This window comes from Amycolatopsis sp. NPDC001319, from assembly GCF_042896185.1.
Classification (GTDB): domain Bacteria; phylum Actinomycetota; class Actinomycetes; order Mycobacteriales; family Pseudonocardiaceae; genus Amycolatopsis.
Map to the genome: position 1 here is coordinate 37,206 of NZ_JBIAWY010000022.1, position 22,909 is coordinate 60,114.

General features: G+C 72.1%; 18 protein-coding genes and 1 pseudogene. 6 read left to right on the plus strand and 13 right to left on the minus strand.

Annotated elements, in window-relative coordinates:
• Positions 1-849: 849 nt before the first annotated feature.
• From ruvX to ACFY1H_RS46625, 6 genes are all read right to left on the minus strand, one after another.
• Positions 850-1,350 (minus strand): Holliday junction resolvase RuvX, encoded by a 501-nt coding sequence (gene ruvX / locus ACFY1H_RS46600; RefSeq protein WP_364047562.1) that lies wholly within the window; start codon positions 1,348-1,350, stop codon positions 850-852.
• Positions 1,340-4,003, minus strand: coding sequence for an alanine--tRNA ligase (alaS, locus tag ACFY1H_RS46605; RefSeq protein WP_386956379.1), 2,664 nt, complete (start codon positions 4,001-4,003; stop codon positions 1,340-1,342). The genes ruvX and alaS overlap by 11 nt, the downstream gene beginning before the upstream one ends.
• Before the next feature lie 108 nt (positions 4,004-4,111).
• Positions 4,112-4,411 carry a hypothetical protein gene (locus tag ACFY1H_RS46610; RefSeq protein WP_366583222.1) on the minus strand — a complete coding sequence of 100 codons (300 nt, stop codon included), beginning with the start codon at positions 4,409-4,411 and terminating at the stop codon, positions 4,112-4,114.
• Positions 4,408-4,803: a DUF948 domain-containing protein gene (locus tag ACFY1H_RS46615; RefSeq protein ID WP_364047556.1), complete on the minus strand. Its 396-nt coding sequence runs from the start codon at positions 4,801-4,803 to the stop codon at positions 4,408-4,410. The genes ACFY1H_RS46610 and ACFY1H_RS46615 overlap by 4 nt, the downstream gene beginning before the upstream one ends.
• A gap of 177 nt (positions 4,804-4,980) precedes the next feature.
• Entirely contained in the window at positions 4,981-5,838 is an 858-nt protein-coding gene (locus ACFY1H_RS46620) for an NAD(P)-dependent oxidoreductase (protein ID WP_386956380.1), read from the minus strand.
• A gap of 76 nt (positions 5,839-5,914) precedes the next feature.
• Positions 5,915-6,466, minus strand: coding sequence for a cupin (locus ACFY1H_RS46625; protein ID WP_366583221.1), 552 nt, complete (start codon positions 6,464-6,466; stop codon positions 5,915-5,917).
• A gap of 221 nt (positions 6,467-6,687) precedes the next feature.
• On the opposite strand from ACFY1H_RS46625, the gene ACFY1H_RS46630 reads away from it, so the two are divergent.
• The 3 genes and pseudogenes from ACFY1H_RS46630 (at position 6,688) to ACFY1H_RS46640 (ending at position 10,224) form a co-directional block, all read left to right on the plus strand.
• On the plus strand, positions 6,688-7,242 hold the full coding sequence (locus ACFY1H_RS46630) for a PadR family transcriptional regulator (RefSeq protein WP_366583220.1): 555 nt from the start codon (positions 6,688-6,690) through the stop codon (positions 7,240-7,242).
• Positions 7,239-7,933: pseudogene (locus tag ACFY1H_RS46635) on the plus strand (ABC transporter ATP-binding protein). Before ACFY1H_RS46630 ends, ACFY1H_RS46635 begins: the two are co-directional and overlap by 4 nt.
• Positions 7,930-10,224, plus strand: a complete 2,295-nt coding sequence (locus ACFY1H_RS46640; RefSeq protein ID WP_386956381.1) for an FtsX-like permease family protein — start codon at positions 7,930-7,932, stop codon at positions 10,222-10,224. Before ACFY1H_RS46635 ends, ACFY1H_RS46640 begins: the two are co-directional and overlap by 4 nt.
• 205 nt (positions 10,225-10,429) lie before the next feature.
• On the opposite strand, the gene ACFY1H_RS46645 is transcribed toward ACFY1H_RS46640, so the two are convergent.
• Positions 10,430-11,818: a replication-associated recombination protein A gene (locus ACFY1H_RS46645; RefSeq protein ID WP_366583217.1), complete on the minus strand. Its 1,389-nt coding sequence runs from the start codon at positions 11,816-11,818 to the stop codon at positions 10,430-10,432.
• A 118-nt stretch (positions 11,819-11,936) separates the two neighbouring features.
• Between ACFY1H_RS46645 and ACFY1H_RS46650 the strand changes: the two genes are divergently transcribed.
• From ACFY1H_RS46650 to ACFY1H_RS46660, 3 genes are all read left to right on the plus strand, one after another.
• Complete coding sequence (locus ACFY1H_RS46650; RefSeq protein ID WP_386956382.1) at positions 11,937-12,641, plus strand: TetR/AcrR family transcriptional regulator; 705 nt, start codon at positions 11,937-11,939, stop codon at positions 12,639-12,641.
• 40 nt (positions 12,642-12,681) lie between these two features.
• A complete protein-coding gene (locus ACFY1H_RS46655) occupies positions 12,682-13,890 on the plus strand; it encodes a cytochrome P450 (RefSeq protein WP_386956383.1) in 1,209 nt (402 codons plus the stop codon).
• A gap of 73 nt (positions 13,891-13,963) precedes the next feature.
• Entirely contained in the window at positions 13,964-14,716 is a 753-nt protein-coding gene (locus ACFY1H_RS46660; protein ID WP_366583214.1) for a metallophosphoesterase family protein, read from the plus strand.
• Here ACFY1H_RS46660 and ACFY1H_RS46665 read toward each other — a convergent pair.
• The 6 genes from ACFY1H_RS46665 to ACFY1H_RS46690 all read right to left on the minus strand — a co-directional run bounded on the left by ACFY1H_RS46665 (position 14,682) and on the right by ACFY1H_RS46690 (position 22,882).
• The gene (locus tag ACFY1H_RS46665) at positions 14,682-15,557 is read right to left on the minus strand and encodes an SGNH/GDSL hydrolase family protein (protein ID WP_366583336.1); all 876 of its coding nucleotides are present in this window, start codon (positions 15,555-15,557) and stop codon (positions 14,682-14,684) included. The two genes, ACFY1H_RS46660 and ACFY1H_RS46665, sit on opposite strands and share 35 nt — an antisense overlap.
• A gap of 150 nt (positions 15,558-15,707) precedes the next feature.
• Positions 15,708-16,895 (minus strand): phosphotransferase, encoded by a 1,188-nt coding sequence (locus ACFY1H_RS46670; RefSeq protein ID WP_366583213.1) that lies wholly within the window; start codon positions 16,893-16,895, stop codon positions 15,708-15,710.
• Positions 16,896-16,974: 79 nt separating this feature from the next.
• Positions 16,975-17,916, minus strand: a complete 942-nt coding sequence (locus ACFY1H_RS46675) for a DUF389 domain-containing protein (protein WP_366583212.1) — start codon at positions 17,914-17,916, stop codon at positions 16,975-16,977.
• Positions 17,916-19,742, minus strand: coding sequence for an aspartate--tRNA ligase (gene aspS, locus ACFY1H_RS46680; protein ID WP_366583211.1), 1,827 nt, complete (start codon positions 19,740-19,742; stop codon positions 17,916-17,918). The genes ACFY1H_RS46675 and aspS overlap by 1 nt, the downstream gene beginning before the upstream one ends.
• A gap of 163 nt (positions 19,743-19,905) precedes the next feature.
• Positions 19,906-20,319: a hypothetical protein gene (locus ACFY1H_RS46685; RefSeq protein WP_386956384.1), complete on the minus strand. Its 414-nt coding sequence runs from the start codon at positions 20,317-20,319 to the stop codon at positions 19,906-19,908.
• 856 nt (positions 20,320-21,175) lie between these two features.
• A complete protein-coding gene (locus ACFY1H_RS46690; RefSeq protein ID WP_386956385.1) occupies positions 21,176-22,882 on the minus strand; it encodes an intein-containing Rv2578c family radical SAM protein in 1,707 nt (568 codons plus the stop codon).
• Positions 22,883-22,909: the final 27 nt, after the last annotated feature.

Here is a 22,909-nt window from a genome sequence, read left to right on the forward strand (position 1 = left end):
GGGGGTCCTGAGGCATCGAACCATCAACCGGACCGGCAAAGCGCGGGTCCGGCGGCATGGAGCCGTCGGCCGGACCGCTGAAGCGCGGGTCTGGCGGCATCGAGCCGTCCGGCGGGCCGGCAGGGCGGCGGACCGGACGTGAGGGACCGGGGTCGCCGGGCAGCGGCAGGTCGCCGGTGTCCGCGCGCGGGCGGCGGCGCGGGGGTGCCGGAGGCACCTCGCCCGGCTCGGCGCGGCGACGACGGCGCGGCGCGGCGGGCGGCGGGCCCGGCGGAGGAGGCGGCATCTCGCCGGCACCGCGCGGGTCGCCGGGAGGCAACGGGAGATCGGTACCACGCGGACCCGAAGGCGGCTGGAGATCGGCTCCCCGCGGGTCGCCGGGAGGCTGAGGCAGATCCGCGCCGCGCCCACGCGACGGTTGCGGCAGGTCACCATGCCGAGGGTCACCCGAGGGCGGCGGCAGATCGGCACCGCGCGGGCCCGAAGGCTGCCGCAGGTCACCATGCCGGGGGTCACCCGACGGCTGTGGGAGGTCGGGAGGAGGCACGTCGGCGGGCTCGCGACGGCGGCGACGGCCGGTGGCCGGCGGAGATGCAGGAGGTGCAGGAGGTCCGGGAGGACCCGGTGGAGCCGGTGGAGGCGGCACCTCGTCCGCGGCCTCGCGACGGCGGCGTCGGCCGCCGCTGGGGGGAGGGGGCGGCGGGGCGTCGTCGTACGGGTCGGGGGCCGCGTGGTGGCCGCCGGACGGCGGTGGTGTGCGCCGGGCGCGCCGGGGTCCGCCCGGCGGCGTGGTGCCGGGGTCGCGCAATCGTCGGCGGCCGCCCTCGTTCTCGGGACCGCGGGGCTCGGTCATGACTCGCCTTTCCGGGCGCGCTGCGCGGCGGCGGCGTCGAGCCAGGCCTGCAGGATCTCGACGGCGGCGGCCTGGTCGACCACCGCCCGCTGCTTGCGTCCCTTGACCCCCCGCTGGGAAAGCATTCGGGACGCCGTGACCGTCGTCAACCGTTCGTCGGCGAGGCGCACCGGCACGTCGCCGACCCGCGTGGCCAGCTTGTCGGCGTACTCCACCGCGATCTGCGCGGCGGGTCCGGCTCGGTTCGCCAGTGTCTTCGGCAAGCCCACGATCACCTCGACCACCTCGTGTTCGGTGACGAGTTCGGCAAGCTTGTCCAGATCGCTGTCGTCCTTCGCATCACGGGAGAGGGTAACGAGCGGGCTCGCGAGGATGGGGGCGGGATCGCTGAGCGCCACCCCCACCCGGACAGACCCGACATCGACCCCGAGCCGCCTGCCGCGGCCCGGATCGGACTCACCGGGCCGATCCGGGTCCCGCCGGGAGCTAGCGGCCAATGCCCGCGACCGCTGCGCGCAGCGCCTCGACGGCCTGCTGCGCGCCGGCCGGGTTGCTGCCGCCGCCCTGCGCCATGTCGGGCTTGCCGCCGCCGCGGCCACCGATCGCCTCGGCGAACGACGGCACGAGCTTGCCCGCCGCGATGCCCTGGTCGCGCGCCGCCGACGTGGTCGCCACGACGAACGCCACCTTGTCACCGGAGGGCGAGAACAGCGCCACCACGCCGGGCCGGTCGCCCAGGCGGCCGCGGACGTCGGACGCGAGCGCCCGCAGCCCGTTGCCGTCGACGTCGGGCACGACCTCCGCGACCACCGACACGCCACCGATGTCCTGCGCCTTGTCGGTGAGCGCGCCCGCCGAGCCGAGCACCTGCTGCGTGCGCAGCTGCTCGATCTCCTTCTCCGCGTTCTTCAGCCGCGAGAGCACGTCCTCGATGCGGCCCGGCAGCTCGTCGGTCGGCACCTTGAACGTGTTCGCCAGCTGCGACACGAGCAGCTGCTCCTTGCGCACGTGCTTCAGCGCGTCCGGGCCCACCAGCGCCTCGACGCGGTGCACGCCCGACCCGATCGACGAGTCGCCCACGAGCTTCACCAGGCCCAGCTGGCCGATGCGGTCCACGTGCGTGCCACCGCACAGCTCGCGCGAGTAGTCGCCCATGTCGACCACGCGCACGTCGTTGCCGTACTTCTCGCCGAACAGCGCGACCGCGCCCAGCTCGAGCGCCTTGTCCTTCGTGGTGATGTAGCTCTGCACCTCGACGTCGGTCTGCAGGTAGTCGTTCACCTCTTCCTCGACCTCGGTGAGGATGTCGGTCGACACCGAGGCGGGCGTGGTGAAGTCGAACCGCATCCGGCCCGGCGAGTTGAGCGAGCCGGCCTGCGCCGCGCGCTTGCCGTACGCGCCGCGCACGGCCGCGTGAACCAGGTGCGTCGCCGAGTGCGACCGCTCGATCGACAGGCGCCGCGCGGCGTCGACCGAGCCGGTGAGCTCGGTGCCGATGCCGACCTCGCCGTCGGTGACCTCCACGCGGTGCACGAACAGGCCCGGCACGATCTTCTGCACGTCGAGCACGTTCAGCTTCACGCCGTCGCCGAGCAGCACGCCGATGTCGGCGACCTGGCCGCCGCTTTCGGCGTAGAACGGGGTGCGGTCGAGCACCAGTTCCGCCTTGTGGCCCGCCGAGACGCTGCGCACCGGCTGCCCGTCCTCGAGCAGGCCGACGACCTTCGCGGACGCCTGCAGCTCGGTGTAGCCGAGGAACTCGGTCTCGCCGTTCTGCTCCAGCAGCTTGCGGTACTCGGACAGGTCGCCGTGGCCGTGCTTGCGCTGCGCCGCGTCGGCCTTCGCCCGGGTGCGCTGCTGCTCCATGAGCGTGCGGAACCCGTCCTCGTCGACGCTCAGGCCCTGCTCGGCCGCCATCTCCAGCGTGAGGTCGATCGGGAAGCCGTAGGTGTCGTGCAGCTGGAACGCCTTGTCGCCCGCGAGCACGTCGCCGCCGGAGTTCTTCGTCTCGGCCGCCGCCAGGTCGAAGATGCGCGAACCGCTGGTGAGGGTGGCGAGGAACGCCTCCTCCTCCACGCGCACGACCTCGGAGATGCGGTCGAAGTCCGTGACCAGGTTCGCGTACGTCGGGCCCATGGTGTCGCGCACGACCTCGGCGAACGCCTGCAGCACCGGCTCGTGCACGCCCAGCAGGCGCGTGGAGCGGACGATGCGGCGCAGCAGCCGGCGCAGCACGTAGCCGCGGCCGTCGTTGCCCGGCGTGACGCCGTCGCCGATCAGCAGCACACCGGTGCGCGCGTGGTCGGCGATCACGCGGAAGCGGACGTCGTCGACGTGGTTGGCGCCGTAGCGGCGGCCCGAGAACTCCTCGGCGCGGCCGATCACCGGGCGGACGAGGTCGGTCTCGTAGACGTTCTCGACGCCCTGCAGGATCGTCGCCACGCGCTCGACACCCATGCCGGTGTCGATGTTCTTGGCCGGCAGGTCACCGAGGATCGGGAAGTTCTTCTTGCCCGCGCCCTCGCCCCGGATGTTCTGCATGAACACCAGGTTCCAGATCTCGATGTAGCGGTCCTCGTCCGCGACGGGCCCGCCTTCACGGCCGTAGTCGGGGCCGCGGTCGTAGTAGATCTCGGAGCTCGGTCCGCACGGGCCGGGGATGCCCATGGACCAGAAGTTGTCCTCCATGCCGCGCTGCTGGATGCGCTCGGACGGCAGGCCGGTGAGCTTGCGCCACAGCCCCGCCGCTTCGGCGTCGTCCTCGAACACGGTCGCCCAGATCCGGTCGGGGTCGAGCCCGTAGCCGCCCTCGGACTGCGGCCCGGTGATCAGCTCCCAGGCCGACTCGATCGCGCCTTCCTTGAAGTAGTCGCCGAACGAGAAGTTGCCGGCCATCTGGAAGAACGTGTTGTGCCGCGTGGTCTTGCCGACCTCGTCGATGTCGGGCGTGCGCACGCACTTCTGCACGGAGGTCGCGCGCGAGTACGGCGGCGGCACCTCACCGAGGAAGTACGGCTTGAACTGCACCATGCCGGCGTTCACGAACAGCAGGTTCGGGTCGTCGAGGATCAGCGAGGCGCTGGGCACGCGGGTGTGCCCCTTCGCCTCGTAGTGGCGCAGGAATCGTTCGGTGATCTCGTGTGTGTCCACGGGTGTGTCCTCGGGCTGGGGTCCGCGCACCGCTCGGCGCGAAGATCGGACCGGGAAAAAGGGGGAGGCGGCGACGGCGGAAGGACGCTGCTCGCGGGCGCGAGAAGCTCAGCCTTCCGCCCGGCGAGCTCGCCGGACGGGGCGCGCGGCGGCGTGCCGGCCCGCACCGTGGGGTGCGGGGTACGCGGTCCGTTCCTCGACCATGTCGTGCAGCTCCTGTTCCCGTTCGCTCATCCCGGCGCGCACCTCGGCGCCGAACGAACCGACGGCGCCGGCCAGCTCGCGCACGGCCTCGCCCAGGTTCGATGCTAACCCCGAGGGAGTGGCCTGACGAGCCGTTTCCCCGGCCTTGCGGGTGAGCGCGACGCCGGCGATGACGCCGACGCCGAGCCAGAACAGACGCTTCACTTCTTCCTCCGGCGAGCGGGCCGCTGGGCCTTCGCTTCCTGCTTCTTGCGGCGCGCGCGGATCGCCTTGCTGATCCCGTAGGACAGCGCGGCGGTCTTCACGAGCGGGCCGCCGAGGGTCGCGGTGAACACCGAGGACAGCGCCGAGACGTTGCCCGTGACGGCCTGCGCGTTGGCGGTGATCCCGTCGACGCGCTCGAGCTGGGTGTTCACGTGGGTGATCGTCTCGTTGGCGCCCAGCAGGATCGGGTCGCTGTTCTCGTGGGCCTTGCGGATCGCGATCGTCGCCTCGTCGAGCGTGCGGCCGAGCTTGAGCAGCGGGATCGCCAGCAGCAAGACCAGCACGACGAATGCTCCTGCGGCGATCAGCGCGGCGATCTGCCCTGCCGACACGGGCCCTCCTCGGGGTTGCACGGGTCTTCGGTGCCAGTGAGGTTACCGCCTGGCCAGCCGTTCGGCGGTGTCGCCCCGCCGCTCGGTCACTCAGCGCATCCGAACCGCTTCCGACCAGCGGTTGTGCCCCGTGCCGAACCCTCCACCGGGCGAGCCGGCGGAGGGTTCGGGTGGTGATCAGTCGTCCTGTTTGGCCACGGCCCGGTACAGCACCGCCATGTCCTCCTCGCCGTGGCCGGCGTCGACGGCGGCCTGCAGGTGGGCCAGCGTCGCCGCGGCCCCGGCGACGTCGACGGTGTCTCCCGCGGCCTCCACCACGAGCCGCGCGTCCTTGGCGGCCAGCGCGGCGGGGAAGCTCGCCGGGTAGTCGCCCGAGAGCATGAGCGGGCCCTTCATGCGCGCGTAGCCGACGTCGAAGCCGGTCCCCTCCATCACGTCGAAGAACAGCTGCGGGTCGATGCCGAGGGCACGGGCGAGCGCGAGGCTCTCGGCCGTGCCGTTGGTCAGCGCCAGCACCCAGGCGTTCATCACCAGCTTGAGCCGCGTGGCGGTGCCGGGCTCGGTGCCCAGCCAGCGCGTGCGCGAGCCGACGGCGTCGAAGACCGGCGCAGCGGCCTCGTGCGCGTCGTCCGGGCCGGCGGCCAGGACCTGCAGCTGCGCCTGCTCGGCGGGGACCTTCGTGCCCATCACCGGGCAGTCGACGAACACGACGCCCGCCTTCTCCGCGGCCTCGGCCAGCGTGGCGATCCACTCCGTGCCGACGGTGCTCATCTGCAGCCAGACCGTGCCGGCCTTGACGTCCGCAGCGGCGAAGACGTCGGCGACCGTGGGCCCGTCGGACAGCATCGTGACGAGCACGTCGGCGCCCGCCGCGGCTTCGGCGGGGGTGTCGACGACCGTGGCGCCGTCGGCGGCCAGCGGCTCGGCCTTGCTGCGGGTGCGGTTCCACACGCGCAGCGAGACGCCGGCGCGGACGAGGTTGGCGGCCATCGGGTGGCCCATGATTCCGGTGCCCAGGAAAGCGACAGTGGTCATGGCTCCATCGTGCCTGCCGGCGCCCCGGCGCGCAGGCAGGCCCGAAGCGTCGGTGGTGTCAGTGGCGTCGGTGGCGTCAGTGGCTCAGCGCGGGCCAGGTCGACGCGCGGCCGGCCACCAGCTCGTCGAAACCGGGGAAGTCGCCGGCGCGCAATGGTTCGGCCCACGGCGTCGCCGAGCCCGAAGCCGGGTGGCGCACGCGGATGGTCACGTGGCCGGGGTTCGAGCCGCCGTCGTGCCAGTGGCGGGTGTGCGCCGGGATGCCGAGCAGGTCGCCGGGCTCGCACAGCACGGCGTGGACCTGGCGGCCCGCGTGCAGGTACCAGACGGCGGAGCCGGTCACGAAGAACCGGTCCTCGTCGCGCGGCAGGCTGCGTTCGGCCGCGCCGAAGTCGCCCGCGAGCACGTCGACGGCGTGGTAGCCCACGGCCGTGGTGCGCGAGTCGATGCGGTCCCGGAACCGGGCGAGCACCTCGGACTCACTGGCGCCGGGCAGCGGCCCGTCCACCGGCCAGCGGCCGAACTCGACCCCGATGCGGGCCAGCTCGGCCGTGATCGTCCCCGGGTCCTCGGTCCGCAGCAGCACGTGCCCGGGCTGGTCGTCGGGCCACACCGTCAGCAGCGTCATCGCCACCCCCTCCGTCGCCGGGAATCAACCGGCCCGACGGCCGGACATTCCCGCTTCCGCCGTTATACGGAAGAAAGTGGCGACGTTCACGGGAGTTTCAGCGAGCGGGATCGAAGGGGGAACCAACACTGCCCTGGCGGCACAGTTGATCACTCCAGGTGCGTGACGTGCGCAAACTCAGCTATACACCTCGAGTATACCTGCCATGTATAGTCGCAGTCATGTCGATCAGTCACGCTCTGCTCGGGCTGCTGGAGGCCGGCCCGCGACACGGCTACGACCTCAAGCGGACCTACGACGAACGGTTCGGCCAGGACCGCCCGCTGCGCTACGGGCAGGTCTACTCGACGTTGTCGCGGCTGTTGAAAAACGGGCTCGTCGAAGTCGCGGGTGTCGAGGCCGGCGGCGGGCCGGACCGCAAGCGCTACACGATCACCGACGCGGGGATCACCGACGTCGAGACGTGGCTGCGCACGCCGGAAGAACCGGTCGCGCACCTGCAGAACATCCTCTACACCAAGGTCGTGCTCGCGCTGCTGTCCGGCCGCGACGCCGCCGACGTGCTCGACGTCCAGCGAGCCGAGCACCTGCGCGTGATGCGCGAGCTGACCCGGCGCAAACGCGCGGGCGACCTCGTCGACGCGCTGATCGGCGACTACGCCCTGTTCCACCTGGAAGCCGACCTGCGCTGGCTGGAGCTGGCCGCGGCCCGCCTCGACCGGCTCGCCGGGAAGCTCGCCGCCGCGCCCGGATCGTCCGAAGGAGAGCACGCATGAACGCGAGCGCAGACCCGCAGGTGCTGCTGCGCGGGACCGGGCTGACCAAGTCGTTCGGCTCGACACCCGCGCTCGCGGACGCGAGCCTCGCCGTCCACGCGGGGGAAGTGGTCGCGGTGATGGGCCCGTCGGGTTCGGGCAAGTCGACGCTGCTGCACTGCCTCGCCGGGATCGTCGCGCCGGACGACGGCGCCGTGCACTACGCCGGCACCGACCTGGCGACCATGTCGGACGCGCACCGGAGTGCGTTGCGGCGCAGGGATTTCGGCTTCGTCTTCCAGTTCGGCCAGTTGGTGCCGGAGCTGAGCTGCCTGGAGAACGTCTGCCTGCCGCTGCGGCTCGCGGGCCTGCGCCGGCGCGCGGCGAGGCCACCGCGCGGGAATGGCTGGACCGGCTGGAAGTCGGTGACGCCGCGGCCCAGCGGCCGGGTGACGTGTCCGGCGGGCAGAGCCAGCGGGTCGCGGTGGCCCGGGCGCTCGTGACGGGGCCGCGGGTGATCTTCGCGGACGAGCCGACGGGGGCGCTCGACTCGCTCAACGGCGAGCGCGTGATGGGCCTGCTGATGTCCGCCGTCGAGGAGACCGGGGCGGCGGTTGTGCTGGTGACGCACGAAGCGCGCGTCGCCGCGTATTCCGACCGCGAGGTCGTGGTCCGCGACGGCCGCATCCGGGAACTGGAGCCGACCCGGTGACGGCGGTGCTCGACCTGCCGGTGCGCACCAGCTGGCCGCGCGATTTCGCCCTCGGGGTGCGGCTGGCGGTCGGCGGTGGCCGGACGTCGTGGATCCGCATGACGCTCGGGACGATCGGGATCGGGCTCGCCGTCGCGGTGCTGCTGCTGTTCGCGTCGGTCGGGCACGTGCTGGGCAACCAGGACGCGCGGGTGAGCGCGGGGCTGCCCGACACTTCGGTGATCGCCGGCGTGAGCCCGACCGTGGTGGTCCACGACGACAGCGAGTACCGCGGCCGGGTCATCGGCGGCGTGTACCTGCACGAGACCGGGGCGAACTCGCCCGTGCCGCCGGGGATCGCGCGGCTGCCCGAGGAGGGCGAGATCGTGGTCTCCCCGGCGTTGGCCGGGCTGATGGCGTCGGATCCGGGGCTGCGGTCGCGGTTTCCGCAGCAGGTTGCCGGCACGATCGGTGACGCGGGGTTGCGCGGGCCGGCCGATCTGGCGTTCTACGGCGGTACCGGGCCGTTGCCGCCGGTTTCCTCGATCGGGCCGCGCGCGATGGACGTGTATGCGTTCGGCAGCGGCACCCCGCAGGTCTCGACGGATCCGACGCTGGTGATCGTGGCGATCGTCGGCGGGGTGGCGTTGCTCGTGCCGATGCTGATCTTCGTGTCGGTGAGCAGCCGCATCGCCGGCGCGCAACGCGATCGCCGGCTGGCGGCGCTGCGGCTGGCCGGCGTGGGCGGCTGGCAGGTCCGGCGGGTCGCGGCGGCCGAGACGCTGGTCAGCGTCGCCGGCGGGCTCGCGCTGGGGACGCTCGCGTTCCTCGGCCTGCGGCAGCTGGCGCCGCGCGTCGACCTGCTGGGGTGGAGCGTGTTCACCCGTGACGTCGTGCCGTCGTTTTGGCTGACGGTGCTGATCGTGGTGCTGATGCCGGCGCTGGCCGTCGGGACGGTGCTGTTTTCGATGCGCCGCACGATCATCGAGCCGCTGGGCGTGGTCCGCGACAGCAAGCCCGTGCGGCGGCGGGTGTGGTGGCGGGTCGTGCCGATCGTGGTGGGGGTCGGGCTGCTGTTCGCTGTTCCGCCGGGCGGTGAGCCGAGCACGGCGTCGTGGATCGCGCTCGTCGCTTCCGGTTCGGCGGCGTTGCTGGCCGGGGTGCCCGCGATCCTGCCGTGCCTGCTGGAGCGCGCGGTCGGGCGGCTGCGCGGAGGCGCGCCGTCGTGGCAGCTGGCGGTCCGGCGGCTGCAGCTCGACAGCGGCACCCCGGCTCGGGTGGTGAGCGGGGTCGCCGTGGTGCTGGCCGGGTCGATCACGCTGCAGCTGGTGCTGCTGTCGACGGCGGGGCCGTACACCGCTCCGGCGGCCGACGACTGGGTCACCGTCGACACCACGGTCGCGGGCGCCGACCGGGTCGCGGCCGATCTGGCCGGGGTGCCGGCGGCCGCGCAGGTGGGCCTGACGAAACAGGTGAGCACGATCGGCGCGGACCCGGCGAGACCGTTGGACCGCGCCACGATCACCGTCGCGTCGTGCGCGACGATCCAGCGGGTCCTCGAAGTGCCCCGGTGCGCGGACGGCGACGGCTTCCTGGCGGGTCGAATCCAGCCCGGCACGGTGCTGACGCTGGTCGGCGCCCACGACTACGGCGCGCACCCGCGTTCACAGGGCACCTACACCGTTCCGGCCGGTCTTTTGCCTGCGACACCACGGGTTCCGCTCAGCGCGGGCGACGTCGTGCTCACGCCGGCCGCCGGCCTGAGCGCGCCCGCGGACGTCCGCGCCGAAGCCTGGGTGCGGCTCGCCCCCGGCCATCCCGAGGCGACCGAGCAGATCGCCGACGCCGTCGGCAACCTGACCTGGCAGGCCTTCGTGTCCGGCAGCACCGGCGACCTGCTCACGGCCGGCCAGGAGTCGTTCGCGACCGTCCGCAGTGGACTCGACGCGGCCTCGCTCTTCACGCTGTTGCCGGCGGGGGTGAGCATGCTGGTGCTCGCGCTGGAACAGGTCCGCGAACGCCGCCGCCCACTGGCCCTGCTCGCCGCGGCGGGCGTGCCGACGTCCGTGCTGGCCAAGTCGTTGCTGTGGCAGACGGCCGTCCCGCTCGTCCTGGCCGTCCTCGCCGCGACCGGCACGGGCATCGGCCTCGCCGCCCTGGTGACCCGCCTGCTGGGCACACCGGTCACCGTCGACTGGACCACCCTCGCCGCACTCGCCGGCACCTGCGTCGCCCTGGTCTTCCTCGTAACCGCTCTCGCACTGCCCGCCCTGCGCACCGCCATGCGTCCCGACTCCATCCGGACGGAGTGAGGGCTACTGCTCCTGCTACTGCCGCTCGTCGCGGATGGTGCGGCGTACGCGTTCGACGAGCGGGCGCTCACCGCCCTGGCGACCCGACGGCTCGACACACCGACAGCACTCGGCCCAACCACCGCGGCTTCGCTCGCCGGAGCCGGCGCGGCCCGTCCTGACCGCACCCGCGCTCACCGTCACCCGGACGGAGTGACCGCTACTGCTACTGCCGCTCGTCGCGGATGGTGCGGCGGAGGCGGGGCACGCGTTCGGCGAGGGGGCGTTCGCCGCCGCGTTGGGTGGGTTCGTAGTAGTCGCGGCCGATGAGTTCGTCGGGTGGGTACTGCTGGGCCAGGACGCCTTCCGGGACGTTGTGGGGGTAGCGGTAGCCCTGGGCGTTGCCGAGTTTCTTGGCGCCCGCGTAGTGGCCGTCGCGCAGGTGTGGGGGGACGGTGCCGGCCAGGCCGGCGCGGACGTCGGCCAGGGCGGCGTCGATGGCGGTGACCACGGCGTTGGACTTGGGCGCCGTGGCGAGGTGGATGGTGGCCTGGGCGAGGGCGAGGCGGCCTTCGGGCATGCCGATGAACTGCACGGCGTGCGCGGCCGCCACCGCCGCCTGCAGTGCGGTCGGGTCGGCCAGGCCGACGTCCTCGCTCGCGTGGACCACGAGCCGGCGCGCGAGAAAGCGCGGGTCCTCCCCCGCCTCGATCATGCGGGCCAGGTAGTGCAGCGCCGCGTCGACGTCGGAGCCGCGGATGGACTTGATGAACGCGCTGATCACGTCGTAGTGCTGGTCGCCGTCGCGGTCGTAGCGGACCGCGGCCTTGTCCACAGTGGACTCGACGGTGGCGAGGTCGATCGTCTTGGCCTCGGTGGCCGACGCGGCGTCGGCGGCCGCTTCCAACGCCGTCAGAGCACGGCGCGCGTCGCCGCCGGCCAGGCGCACGAGGTGGTCGCGCGCTTCGTCGGTCAGCGACAGCTCGCCGCCCAGGCCGCGTTCGTCGGCGAGCGCGCGGTCGAGCAGCTTCACGATGTCCTCGTCGGTCAGCGGCCGCAGCTGCAGCACCAGCGACCGCGACAGCAGCGGGGACACGACGGAGAACGACGGGTTCTCGGTCGTCGCCGCCACCAGCAGCACCGTGCGGTCCTCGACCGCGCCCAGCAACGCGTCCTGCTGCGTTTTGGAGAAGCGGTGCACCTCGTCGATGAACAGCACGGTGTTCTCGGCGTTGTACTGGCGGCGCCGCCGCGCCTCCTCGATGACGCCGCGCACCTCCTTCACGCCCGCTGACAGCGCGGACATCGCGACGAACCGGCGGCCGGTCGCGATCGAGACGAGGTTCGCCAGCGTGGTCTTGCCCGTGCCCGGCGGGCCGTAGAGCAGCACGGACGCCGGCGCGGCCCCCTCCACGAGACGCCGCAGGGGCGCGCCCTCGCGCAGCAGGTGCTGCTGCCCGACCACCTCGTCGAGCGTGCGCGGCCGCATCCGCACGGCCAGCGGCGAGCTCGCCGGGTCGGCCTGCGGTTCGGCCGGCGACGACGAGCCGGCCCGCGTCGGTTCCGGCGGCGGCCCCAGGTCGGGGTTCACCGTGAAGAGTTCGTCCTGTGCCACACCGTTGACGTTAACCGACCACCCCGACAACTCCGCTTGCCCGGCCCGGGTACCCGCGCTACCGTGGATTTGACCAGATGAGCAAATCTGGTCAGGAGGTCAAAACCGAGGAGGCCGGGTGCCCGACGACCCGAACCGCGAACGCGCCGACCGGATCCTCGACGCGGCGTCCGAGCTGCTCGTGCGCTGGGGCTCGCGCAAGGTCACGATCGAGGACATCGCGCGCCGCGCCGGCATTGGCAAAGGCACCGTCTACCTGCACTGGCGCACGAAGGACTCGCTGTTCGAGGCCCTGCTGATGCGAGCGTCGATCACGCTGCTCGAGAGCTCCGCGGCCCAGCTGCGCGACGACCCGCGCACGGTCGTGCCGCACCGCTACTTCCGCTCCACGTTCCTGCTGACCGTCCGCGACCCGCTGCTGTCGGCCATGCTCACGAACGACACCGAGCTGCTCGGCCACTACGCGCTCACCGCGAACCAGACCCGGCAGGCCGCCGCGGAGACCACCGAACGCACCTGGGACCTCTGGACCGGCAACGGCTTCCTGCGCGACGACGTCGAGAACCTGCGCTTCTCCCTCGCCGCCGCGGCCAGCGGCTTCTACCTCTACAGCAACGTCAACCCGGAATACGCGGACGTGGCCCTCGAAGCCAAGGCCGACTCGCTCGCCCACGTGATCCGCGCCGGCTTCGAACCTCCGCACGGCCCCGACGAGGCCGTGGTCGAGCGGACGGCCGCCGAACTCCGGGTGGTGCTCGAGACCTACGTCTCGGCGTGCCACGCGGCGATCTACCCAGGGAAATCCACCGCTGAGGCCGGCTGATCCCGGCCCGTCCGTGAAGACAGATTGGGGCTGTCACACCATGAGCACCGCACTTCCCGAAGCCTGGACCATCCACGAAGGACAGTTCTGGCTGCGGGGCGAACGACCCGAGAACCCCGTGGAGTTCAAGCCCGAGCTGGGCACGTGGAACGTCTACGGCCACCCGGAGGCCCTCGAGATCCTGTCCGACCCGGCCACGTTCTCCTCCGACACCGCGCGGCTGCTGCCCGAGAAGACCCTCGGCGACACCAAGGAGCTCTCGGCCGGCAACCTGCTGCAGCTCGATCCCCCGCTGCACAACAAGATGCGCAAGCTCGTGAGCCGCGCCTTCACGCCGAAGGTGGTGGCCGACCTCGAGCCGCGCATCGCCGAGCTGACCCACGAGCTGCTCGACGAGGCCGCCGGCCGCGACCACCTGGAGCTGGTCGCCGACCTCGCCTACCCGCTGCCGGTGATCGTGATCGCCGAGCTGCTCGGCGTGCCGGCGAGCGACCGCCACCTGTTCCGCGAGTGGGTGGACCGGCTGTTCGAGAGCCCGGAACAGTTCTCGCTCACCGACGACTCCGAGGAACAGCAGAAGCGGCTGAAGGACCAGCTGGCCGTGAGCCGCAAGTTCACCGACTACCTCGGCGAGCACGCCGACGAGCGCCGGCGCAATCCGCGCGAAGACCTGCTCACGAAACTCGTCGAGGCGGAGGTCGACGGGGAGCGGCTCACGCGCTCGGAGATCGTGAACTTCGCGCAGGTGCTGCTGCTGGCCGGGCACATCACGACCACGATGCTGCTCGGCAACACCGTGCTGTGCCTCGACGCGTTCCCCGAGTGGGACGCGCGCGTGCGGGCCGACCGCTCGCTGCTGGCCCCGGTGATCGAGGAGTCGCTGCGCTACCTGTCGCCGTTCGGGGCCGTGGCGCGCGTGACCAACCGCGAGGTGGCGGTCGGCGGCACCACGATCCCGGCCGACCAGATGCTCATGGTCTGGGTCGCCGCGGCCAACCGCGACCCGCGCGTGTTCGCCGAACCCGACTCGTTCGACCCGACGCGCGAGGACATCGCCCACGCGCACCTGGCGTTCGGGCGCGGCATCCACTTCTGCATCGGCGCGCCGCTCGCGCGGCTCGAAGGCCGCACGGCGCTGAACATCCTGCTCGACCGCTACCCGTCGCTGCGCACGATTCCCGGTGAGCCGCCGGCGTTCCAGCCCAACCCGGCGATGACGGGCGTGACGAAGCTGCCCCTGAACGTCTGAACCGCGTGTGACCCGTATTGCGCCGCCGGCGAACACCGCTCGCCGGCGGCGTCGCGGCGGGCAGAATCGCGGGATGGTGTCCTCCGTCGCGGTCCTGTCCGACATCCACGGGGTGCTGCCCGCGCTCGACGCCGTGCTCGCGGAGCCGGACGTCGCGGCGGCCGACGTGGTCGTGCTGTGCGGCGACCACGCCGCCGGTCCCCTGCCGCGGCAGACGCTCGACCGGCTCGGGGCGCTCGGCGAACGCGCGGTGTGGGTGCGCGGCAACGCCGACCGCGAACTCGTGACGCTCGCCGGCGGCGGCACCACGCAGATCCCCGACCCGATCGCGCCGTGGGCCGCCGCTCAGCTGCGCCCGGACCAGGTCGAGCTGCTCGCCGCGCTGCCGCTGACCGTCACGCTCGACGTCGACGGGCTCGGCGAGGTGCTGTTCTGCCACGCGACCCCGCGCGACGACGAGGAAGTCGCCCTCGTCGACAGCCCGCTGTCGCGCTGGGCGGAGGTGCTCGACGGCGTCACGGCGGAAACCGTGGTGTGCGGGCACACCCACATGCCGTTCGTGCGGCTGGCGGACCGCACCCGGATCGTCAACCCCGGCAGCGTCGGAATGCCTTACGGCACAACGGGTGCGCACTGGGCCCTGCTCGGCCCCGGCGTGCAGCTGCGCCGAACCCCTTACGACACCGAGAAAGCGTGCGAAGTGCTGGCCCGGTCCGAGTACGCCGGCATCGAAGAATGGGCCGAGTACTTCGTGCGCAACCCGGCGTCCGACGCGGAAGCGTTGCGCGTGTTCAGTCCACGCGCTCGCGGAACGAGCGCCACATGATCGCCACCGCGTAGGGCAGGAACTCGCGCCCGCGGCGCCACAGCCACGGCAGGCCGCGCGCAACCAGCCACACGACGTGGCTCGCGGTGCTCGGCTGGACGCCGCCGGAGCAGGTCAGGCTCACCGGTTCCGGCACGGCGAACCCGGCTTCGGCCAGCAGCGCGGTGAAGCCGAGCGCCAGCATCCGGTGCCCCAGCTCCGACGGGTGCAGCCGGTCGACGCTCCACGACGGCAGGTCGTAGGCACCGGGCATCGCGTCGAGGTCCAGGCACGGCACGCCTTCGGCGGCCACGACCGCGTCGATGACCTCGTTCAGCTCCGCGACACGGGCGCCCAGCGCGCGCTTGATCGACGGGGGGAGGCGGAACACCTTGCCGTGGTCGTGGAACCGCACCGGCACCAGCAGCGTGCCGTGGGCGGCGAGCGTGCGGATGAGCTCGGTGAGGTCGGCGGCGATCTGCTCCGCGTTGAAATCGGGCCGCAGCGTGTCGTTCATGCCGACCACGAGCAGCGCGATCTCGGGCCGGAACTCCAGCACCGCCGGCATCTGGCGGGTCAGCACGTCCTTCATCCGCGCGCCTTCGAACGACGGGTTGAGGTATCCGTCCTCGGCCACGCCGAGCGCGGCGGCGACGAGCGGCCCCACTCCGCGCCAGCCACCTCGGTTCGGCAGCGGGTCGCCCAGGCCCACGGCGGTGGAGTCCCCCAGCATGGCCAGCCGGCGCGCACGGCGCGGCTCGTCGGCCGGCGCGGCGTCGGTGGTCTGCCGCTGCGGCGCGGGATCGGCGGGTTCGGGGAAGCGGGTGACTTCGACGCTGATCACGGTCACGCAGAAGACCATCCGGCACCGAAACTCACCTGCGGTGATGACCAGGTAACGCGGCATGGACGGGGGCTGAAACTCTTGGCATGTCCTGTCCGCCCGGCGGGGTCGGGATTGCCGGTTTCCCTCGTTCACCCGCGCGAAACGGGATCTTCCCGACGAATCGGGCTAGCGGAAAGCGGGGTAGAACGCCAGATCCGCGTGCGGTCCGAGCCGCGCGCCGAGCGCCGCGGCCACGCGCTGTGCGTGCTCGGCGATGTCCGTGAGCCGCGCGTAACCCGCGTGCTTGGCCAGCTCGCGCCACCACGTGACGAGCGCCGCCTCCCGGCTCACGGGCGTGGCGTGGCGGCTGAGGTCCAGTTTCGGGAGCGTTTCGCGGGTGATGAGCCAGACCATGAGCAGCTCGCTGATCGTGAGCTGCGCGGCGAGCTCCTCGTCGTCGGCGAACGACGGCCACACGGACACGACCTCGGCGCGCCAGGCGGCGATCATCGCTTCGCTCATGCCCGCGGGCAGGGCCAGCGCGTCTTCGCAGGAAGCGAAGGGCAGGCGCAGGTAGGCGGCGTCGACCAGGGCCGTGCGCACGCGGCCTCGTTCGAAGTCGAGGAACCGCACGCCGGAACCGGTCACGAGGTTGTTGTCGGGGCTCAGATCCACCGGGCTGAACGCCCGGAACGACGCCGAGCGCGCCTGCGCCACCGCCTGGGCGACGCGGTCGTGGACCGGTTCGGCGACCACCACGTCGAGCAGGTCCGCCAGCATCGGCGGCACCTCGGCGGTGAGGTCGGCCAGGCCCGCGTCCTGGTTGCGCACCGGGCCGCCGAGGCGGCGCAGCAGCGCGTTGAAGTCGGCTTCGCGGCTGGCGGTGCTCGCGTGCAGGCGCCCGAGCGAACGGGCCCACGACAGCAGCGCGCGCTCGGCTGCGCGGGAGTCGCGCGAGGCGAGCTTGTCCTGCAACGTCGGCGCGCGGCCGAGGTCCTCGATCACGAGCACGCGGTGGCGCCCGTCGTGGGCGAGCAGCTCGGGGCACATGCGCTCGTCGGGCGACAACGCCGTGAAGAGCTGGTAGCTCACGGCCTCCTGCGCGAACGGGTCGGCCTCGCCGGGCTCGGGCGGGTCGGGGTAGTGCTTGATGACCAGCGTGCGCGGCAGCGCGAACGACGACGACACGACCCGGGCCCGCACGACCGTGGCCGGTCCGCTGCCGTCGAGTCCTTCCGGTGACACCAGGGTGATCGCGCTGCCGAAGCGGCGCGAGAGCACCGCCTCGCCCGCCGCGACCGCCGCGGCGACAGCGAGCTGCCCGGCTCCTGCTCCGACGCCCGCGTCGCCGGCGGAGGAGGTGTCGACTGTCATTGGCACCGACCCTACTCGTGACTGAGCAACCATGACCACAGTGATCCGGGCAAGAACACGCGAACCGACGCGTAGTTCATCACCCGCGTGAAAGCGGACGTAACAGGTCCCCGGAACGTTGCTTGCGCCGTCGAAGTATCAGCACAATGGCCGCAGCGAGGACGATCCCGATCAGGTTCACGAACAACTGCAGCACCGAAAACCCCGCGCGGTCCCAGCGCCCGGCAACGGCGGCGACCATCGTGTAACCGGCGGCCGGCACCGTGGTCACGGAGATGAACACTCCGACCAGCACGGCGGACTTCGCCGACGTCATCGCGAGCATCCCGGCGGCGCCGGCGAGCAGCGCGACCACGAACGAGGCCGCGCCGACTTGGTAGACGAAGTCGACGTTGTAGTTGTCGAGGATGCTCTTCGGGTCGAAGAAGCCGAACACGCTCCCCAGCAGCACCGCCACGCCCGTGACCAGCATGGCCACCGGGAACCCCACGGCCAGCGCGATCCCCGCCCGGCGAACGAGGTCCCAGCGCCGCAGGACCAGGCCCACGGCGACGGCGGCCAGCGGGCCGAACTCGGGACCGACGACCATGGCGCCGACGACCGTGATCGGCGAGTCGGTGATCACGCCCGTGGCCGCGAGCAGGCACGCGATCGTGAGGAACGCCTGGAACGTGAGGGTCCAGCGCGACTCCTCGCCCGTGCGGCCGAGCAGCTCCTGCCAGACCATCGCGTTGGCGCCCTCGCCGGGGGTGGCCTCCTCGGCGGCGTCGGCCGCGTCGGACACCGCGGTGTCGAGGTTTTCGAGCGTGATGCCGCCGGTGCGGTCGAGGTGCAGCGCGCACAGCGCGTCGACGATCTCACCCGCGGCTTCGCGGGCCACGTCGGCCTCCACGAGGTCGCCCGCGGGCACGAGGGCGACCCCGTGGTGCACCACGAGGTGCGCGGTCCCGGAGTGTGCTCGCAGGTACGCGAGCACCTCGGGGGTCCGCTCCGGCGGGCACAGGGCCCTGAGGTGGAGCATCAGCCCTGGGGCTGGGCTGGTTTCGCGCTCGGGGCCTCGGGGTTCTTGGCCTCGGGGGTCTTCGGGGCCTGGGGCTTGGCGTCGATGCCGGCTTCCTTGCGCTGCTGCGCCGTGATGGGCGCGGGCGCGGCCGTGAGCGGGTCGTAGCCGCCGCCGGTCTTGGGGAAGGCGATGACGTCGCGCAGCGAGTCGGCCTTGGCCAGCAGCATCACGATGCGGTCCCAGCCGAACGCGATGCCGCCGTGGGGCGGCGGGCCGAAGGCGAACGCGTCGAGCAGGAAGCCGAACTTCTCCTGCGCTTCCTCCTCGCCGAGGCCCATCAGCGCGAACACGCGCTTCTGCACGTCGCCGCGGTGGATACGGATGGAGCCGCCGCCGATCTCGTTGCCGTTGCAGACGATGTCGTAGGCGTAGGCCAGTGCGGCGCCCGGGTCCTGCTCGAACTTGTCGACCCACTCCGGCGTGGGCGAGGTGAACGCGTGGTGCACGGCGGTCCACTTGCCCGAGCCGACGGCCACGTCGTCGCCGATGTCCTCGACCGGCGCGAACAGCGGCGCGTCGACGACCCACACGAACGACCAGGCGTCCTCGTCGATGAGGCCGAGGCGCTTGCCGATCTCGTCGCGCGCGGCGCCGAGCAGGCCCTGGGTCGTGGCGGTCTTGCCGGCGGCGAAGAAGATGCAGTCGCCGGGCTTCGCACCGGCGGCCTTGGCCACGTTCTCGCGCTCGGTCTCCGACAGGTTCTTGGCGACCGGGCCGCCGAGGGTGCCGTCCTCGTTCACGAGGATGTACGCGAGGCCGCGGGCGCCGCGCTGCTTGGCCCACTCCTGCCACGCGTCGAGCTGGCGGCGCGGCTGGTCGGCACCGCCGGCCATCACGACCGCGCCGACGTAGGGCGCCTGGAACACGCGGAACGGAGTGTCGGCGAAGAACTCCGTCATGTCGGTGATCTCGAGGTCGAAGCGCAGGTCCGGCTTGTCGGAGCCGTACTTGGCCATGGCCTCGTGGTAGGTGATGCGCGGGATCGGGCGCGGGATCTCGTGGCCGATCAGCTTCCACAGCGCGGACACGATGTCCTCGCCGAGCTTGATCACGTCGTCCTGGTCGACGAAGCTCATCTCGATGTCGAGCTGCGTGAACTCGGGCTGGCGGTCGGCGCGGAAGTCTTCGTCGCGGTAGCAGCGCGCGATCTGGTAGTAGCGCTCGAGGCCACCGACCATCAGCAGCTGCTTGAACAGCTGCGGCGACTGCGGCAGCGCGTACCAGGACCCGGGCTTGAGGCGCGCGGGCACGAGGAAGTCGCGGGCGCCCTCGGGGGTGGAGCGGGTCATCGTCGGCGTCTCGACCTCGACGAAGTCCTGCGCGTCGAGCACCTCGCGCGCCGCCCGGCTCACCTTGCTGCGCAGCCGCATCGCGGCCGCCGGCCCGCTGCGCCGCAGGTCCAGGTAGCGGTACTTCAGGCGCACCTCTTCGCCGACGTCCACCCGGTCGTCGATCGGGAACGGCAGCGGCGCGGCCTCGGACAGGACTTCGAGCTCGGTCGCGAGGACCTCGATCTCGCCCGTGGGGATCTCGGCGTTCGCGTTGCCCTCGGGCCGCTTCGACACCTCGCCGACGATCTTCACGCAGAACTCCGACCGCAGCGCGTGCGCGCGCTCGGCCATCTCGCCCTCGCGGAACACCACCTGGGCGACCCCGCTGGCATCGCGGAGGTCGATGAAGATGACTCCGCCGTGATCGCGCCGCCGCGCCACCCAGCCGGTGAGGGTGACGGTCTGGCCGGCCTGCCCGGCACGCAGGGTGCCGGCTTGATGAGTGCGGAGCACTGCGACTGCTCTCCTTAGCCCACGGGTTCACGGGTTCGTCGGCGGGTTTTCGCCGAACACAGAGGCTAACGAATGGCAGGGAAGAGGCGGCGACCAGGCTTGAGTCGGTGTTGTCCCTACCGCGTGAGGCACGCGGAGGTGTCGGTCCTCGGCGTCGGCGCGATCAGGGCCGGCCTTTGCTGCCGGAGACGTCTTGCTGCCCCCAAGGGTTCAGAGCGCTCCACGTGCCACCGGCCACTTCGAAGACCAAGCTCGAGCCTTCGAAGACCTCCTCGGCGTTCTCCGGGTGCAGGTTTCCGAAGCGTTCGGCGCACAAGTCGACCTGCAACAGCCCATCGAAGCGGGTGAACTGCGGGGGATCGTAGAGGACCCACGTGGTGGTGACGCTCTCGTCGATGCGGAACCGTCGCACGCCGAGCAGGTCCAGGGATACGGGTTCCCAGCGGAGATCTTCGCTCATCACCATGGCGTCGATCACGAGCCTCGCGGCGCGTGGAGGTGTCGCATACCGCCCGAATTCCTGATCAAGGACCACACGGCGGAGGACGGAGTCGTGAAACGCGTAACGGTCCAGCAACGCCGCGACCCCATCCTCGGTCAACGGGCGCGGTCCAAGCCTTCGCCCCGGCACCGACGCCGGCGGTATGTAGTCCACTGTGCTCCTTCGTCACCCGACGAACCGCCGTGCCGAGGGCATACGCCGGTATTGCGGCATCGACGGCGCAACCGCTGTGTGCCGTCACGACGAAACCCGACGCAATCACACCATTCGACGGGCAGCGGCGACCGCGCAGGGACACTGTCTCGCCGAGGAGGGGTAGCCCGGCCGTTCGGGGCGTGCCGGCCGGGCCGCCGTTTCGGCCACACCTGGTCGGGGCAGGCCGGCTGGTGAGCCGGACGAGGTGTGTCAGAGCAGGCGGAGCTGTTCGGCGGGTGGTGGGTTTCCACAACTCGCGGCGGGTGCGGGCACCTCGGCTCGAGTCGGTCGTACGCGGAGCGTTGACGAGGCCGCAGGAGCAGCGACGGGTGCGGGCGCGAGTGAGGGCGGCGGGCAGGAGTTCGACCGCAGGCACGAGTGCGGGTCCGAGCGCAGGCACGAGTGGGGCAGCGAGCCTCGGCACGAGCGCGAGCACTGGGCGGGCACAAGCGCGAGGAGGCGGGCACAAGCGCGAGCCTGGGCACGAACGCGAGCACGGGAGCGGGCACAAGCGCGAGGGGGCGGCCACGAGTTCGACGCGGCGGGCACGAGTGCGGGTGCAGGCCTGGGCTCGGGCGCGATGACGGGACAAGACTGCGAGCGCGAGGGCCGAGGCGCGACTTCAACCGCAAGCCCCACCACCGAACGGAAGGGACGGTGACCCGGCCGTTCGGGGGGCCTGGCGGCCGGGTCACCGCTGCTGAGCGCGCCGGTCGGGGAAGGCCGGGTGGCGCGGTCAGAGCAGGCGGAGCTGTTCGGCGGGTGGTGGGGTTTCCGCGCGGGGCTCCGGGACTTCGGGTTCGGCGGCGGTGCGGGGGTTGTAGCCCGTTTTGGGGGCCAGGCCGTGGCGGCGGAGCAGGGGGCCGACGCGTTCGCCGAGTTGTTGGCGGTAGGCGCGGTCGACGTAGCTGCCGCGGGAGTAGAGGCGTTTGTAGCGCGGCACCAGCGTGGGGTGGTGGCGGCCGAGCCACGAGGCGAACCACTCGCGGGCGCCGGGGCGGAGGTGGAGGGGGATGACGGTGACGCTGTCGGCGCCGGCGTCGGCGAGTTCGGTGAAGAGGGCGTCGAGGGCTTCGACGGAGTCCGTCAGGTACGGCAGCACCGGGGCGACGAGCACGGAACACGGCAGGCCGGCCGTGCGGGCCTTGCGGACGAGGTCGAGGCGGGCCTGCGGGCTGGGGGTGCCGGGTTCGAGGCGGCGTTGCAGCTCGCGGTCGAGCAGGGCGATCGAGACGGCGAGGCTCACCGGCACGTCTTTGGCGACCGATTCCAGCAGCGGGAGGTCGCGGGTGAGGACCGTGCCCTTCGACAGGATCGACAGTGGCGTGCCCGAGTCGGCCAGGGCGCGGATGATGCCGGGCATCAGGCGATAGCGGCCCTCGGCGCGTTGGTACGGGTCGGTGTTGGTGCCCATGGCCACGTGCTCGCGCTGCCAGCTGGGCCGTTTCAGTTGCGCGGCAAGGACTTCCGGGGCGTTGACCTTCACCACGACCTGGGTGTCGAAGTCGTGGCCCGCGTCGAAGTCGAGGTAGGTGTGGGTGTTGCGGGCGAAACAGTTGTGGGACACCATGCCGTCGGCCACGAAGTCGCCGGTGCCGGTGGTGATGTCGAACAGCGGCAGCTCCAGGCCGAGCGACTCGACGGACGTGACGACCCGCCGCACGGACCCGATCGTCGTGCCGTCGAGAGAGCGCTTCCACGCGACCGCCGGATCGGTCACGTGCAGGAACCGCAACACTTCCCCGGCGCCGCCGGTCAGCCGCGCCTGGCGCCGGCCGGCGTACTCGCGGTGGCCGACGGTCTCGTACTCGAACGAAAACCGGTCCAGCGCCGCGAACATCGCCTCGACCACATCGGTCTCGTCGTGCGCGATCGACAGCACCCCGCGCCGATACGCGCCCGCCAGGTCGAACAGTCCGGCGAGGAACCCGCGCGCCCAGTGCGCGTCGGGCTTCGGTGGCAGGCTCATGAACCCCACGGACGCACCGAAATCGGGCAGGTACCGCAACGCCCGCGCCGCCGCGTCCTTCTCCGCCGCGAAGCCGCCGGAACGCAACATGCCGCACAGGTAGCCCGCGCGGTAGCCGAGCGTGTCGTCGGGTGTGCGCACGAACTTGCCGCCGCCGACGAGTTCCGTGCCCTCGACCAGGTGCGGCCGCTGTGCCGCGCCGAGCTTGCTGCCGGTGACGTACTTCCAGCCACGCGCGCTGAGGAACCGGTGGTCGGGCCCGGTGACGAGGGCGGTGCCGTCGTCGAGTGTCACGCGGTACGCCTCGCGCACCGTCGTCCAGTGCGCCAGCACCTCCGTGGGCACCAGCCGCCGCGCGACGCCGTGGCCGCGGGTGCCGAGGATCCGCTCCCCCACCTGCAGGTCGGCGATCGGCTTCACGCGCCCGTCGGCCATCAGCACGGGTGTGCCGCCTTCGAGGCAATACGTGCACACCTACTGGCGTTGACTACCACCATTCAG

What these genes read in the sequence shown, in the direction of transcription:
- ACFY1H_RS46625 (WP_366583221.1), bottom strand. Translation starts at nt 6,466, where the DNA reads ATGACGCTGCTGACGGTGTGGCCCGACGACCAGCCCGGGCACGTGCTG.
- ACFY1H_RS46630 (WP_366583220.1), top strand. Translation starts at nt 6,688, where the DNA reads ATGTCGATCAGTCACGCTCTGCTCGGGCTGCTGGAGGCCGGCCCGCGA.
- ACFY1H_RS46620 (WP_386956380.1), bottom strand. Translation starts at nt 5,838, where the DNA reads ATGACCACTGTCGCTTTCCTGGGCACCGGAATCATGGGCCACCCGATG.
- ACFY1H_RS46675 (WP_366583212.1), bottom strand. Translation starts at nt 17,916, where the DNA reads ATGCTCCACCTCAGGGCCCTGTGCCCGCCGGAGCGGACCCCCGAGGTG.
- ACFY1H_RS46670 (WP_366583213.1), bottom strand. Translation starts at nt 16,895, where the DNA reads ATGACAGTCGACACCTCCTCCGCCGGCGACGCGGGCGTCGGAGCAGGA.
- ACFY1H_RS46655 (WP_386956383.1), top strand. Translation starts at nt 12,682, where the DNA reads ATGAGCACCGCACTTCCCGAAGCCTGGACCATCCACGAAGGACAGTTC.
- ACFY1H_RS46660 (WP_366583214.1), top strand. Translation starts at nt 13,964, where the DNA reads ATGGTGTCCTCCGTCGCGGTCCTGTCCGACATCCACGGGGTGCTGCCC.
- ACFY1H_RS46665 (WP_366583336.1), bottom strand. Translation starts at nt 15,557, where the DNA reads ATGGTCTTCTGCGTGACCGTGATCAGCGTCGAAGTCACCCGCTTCCCC.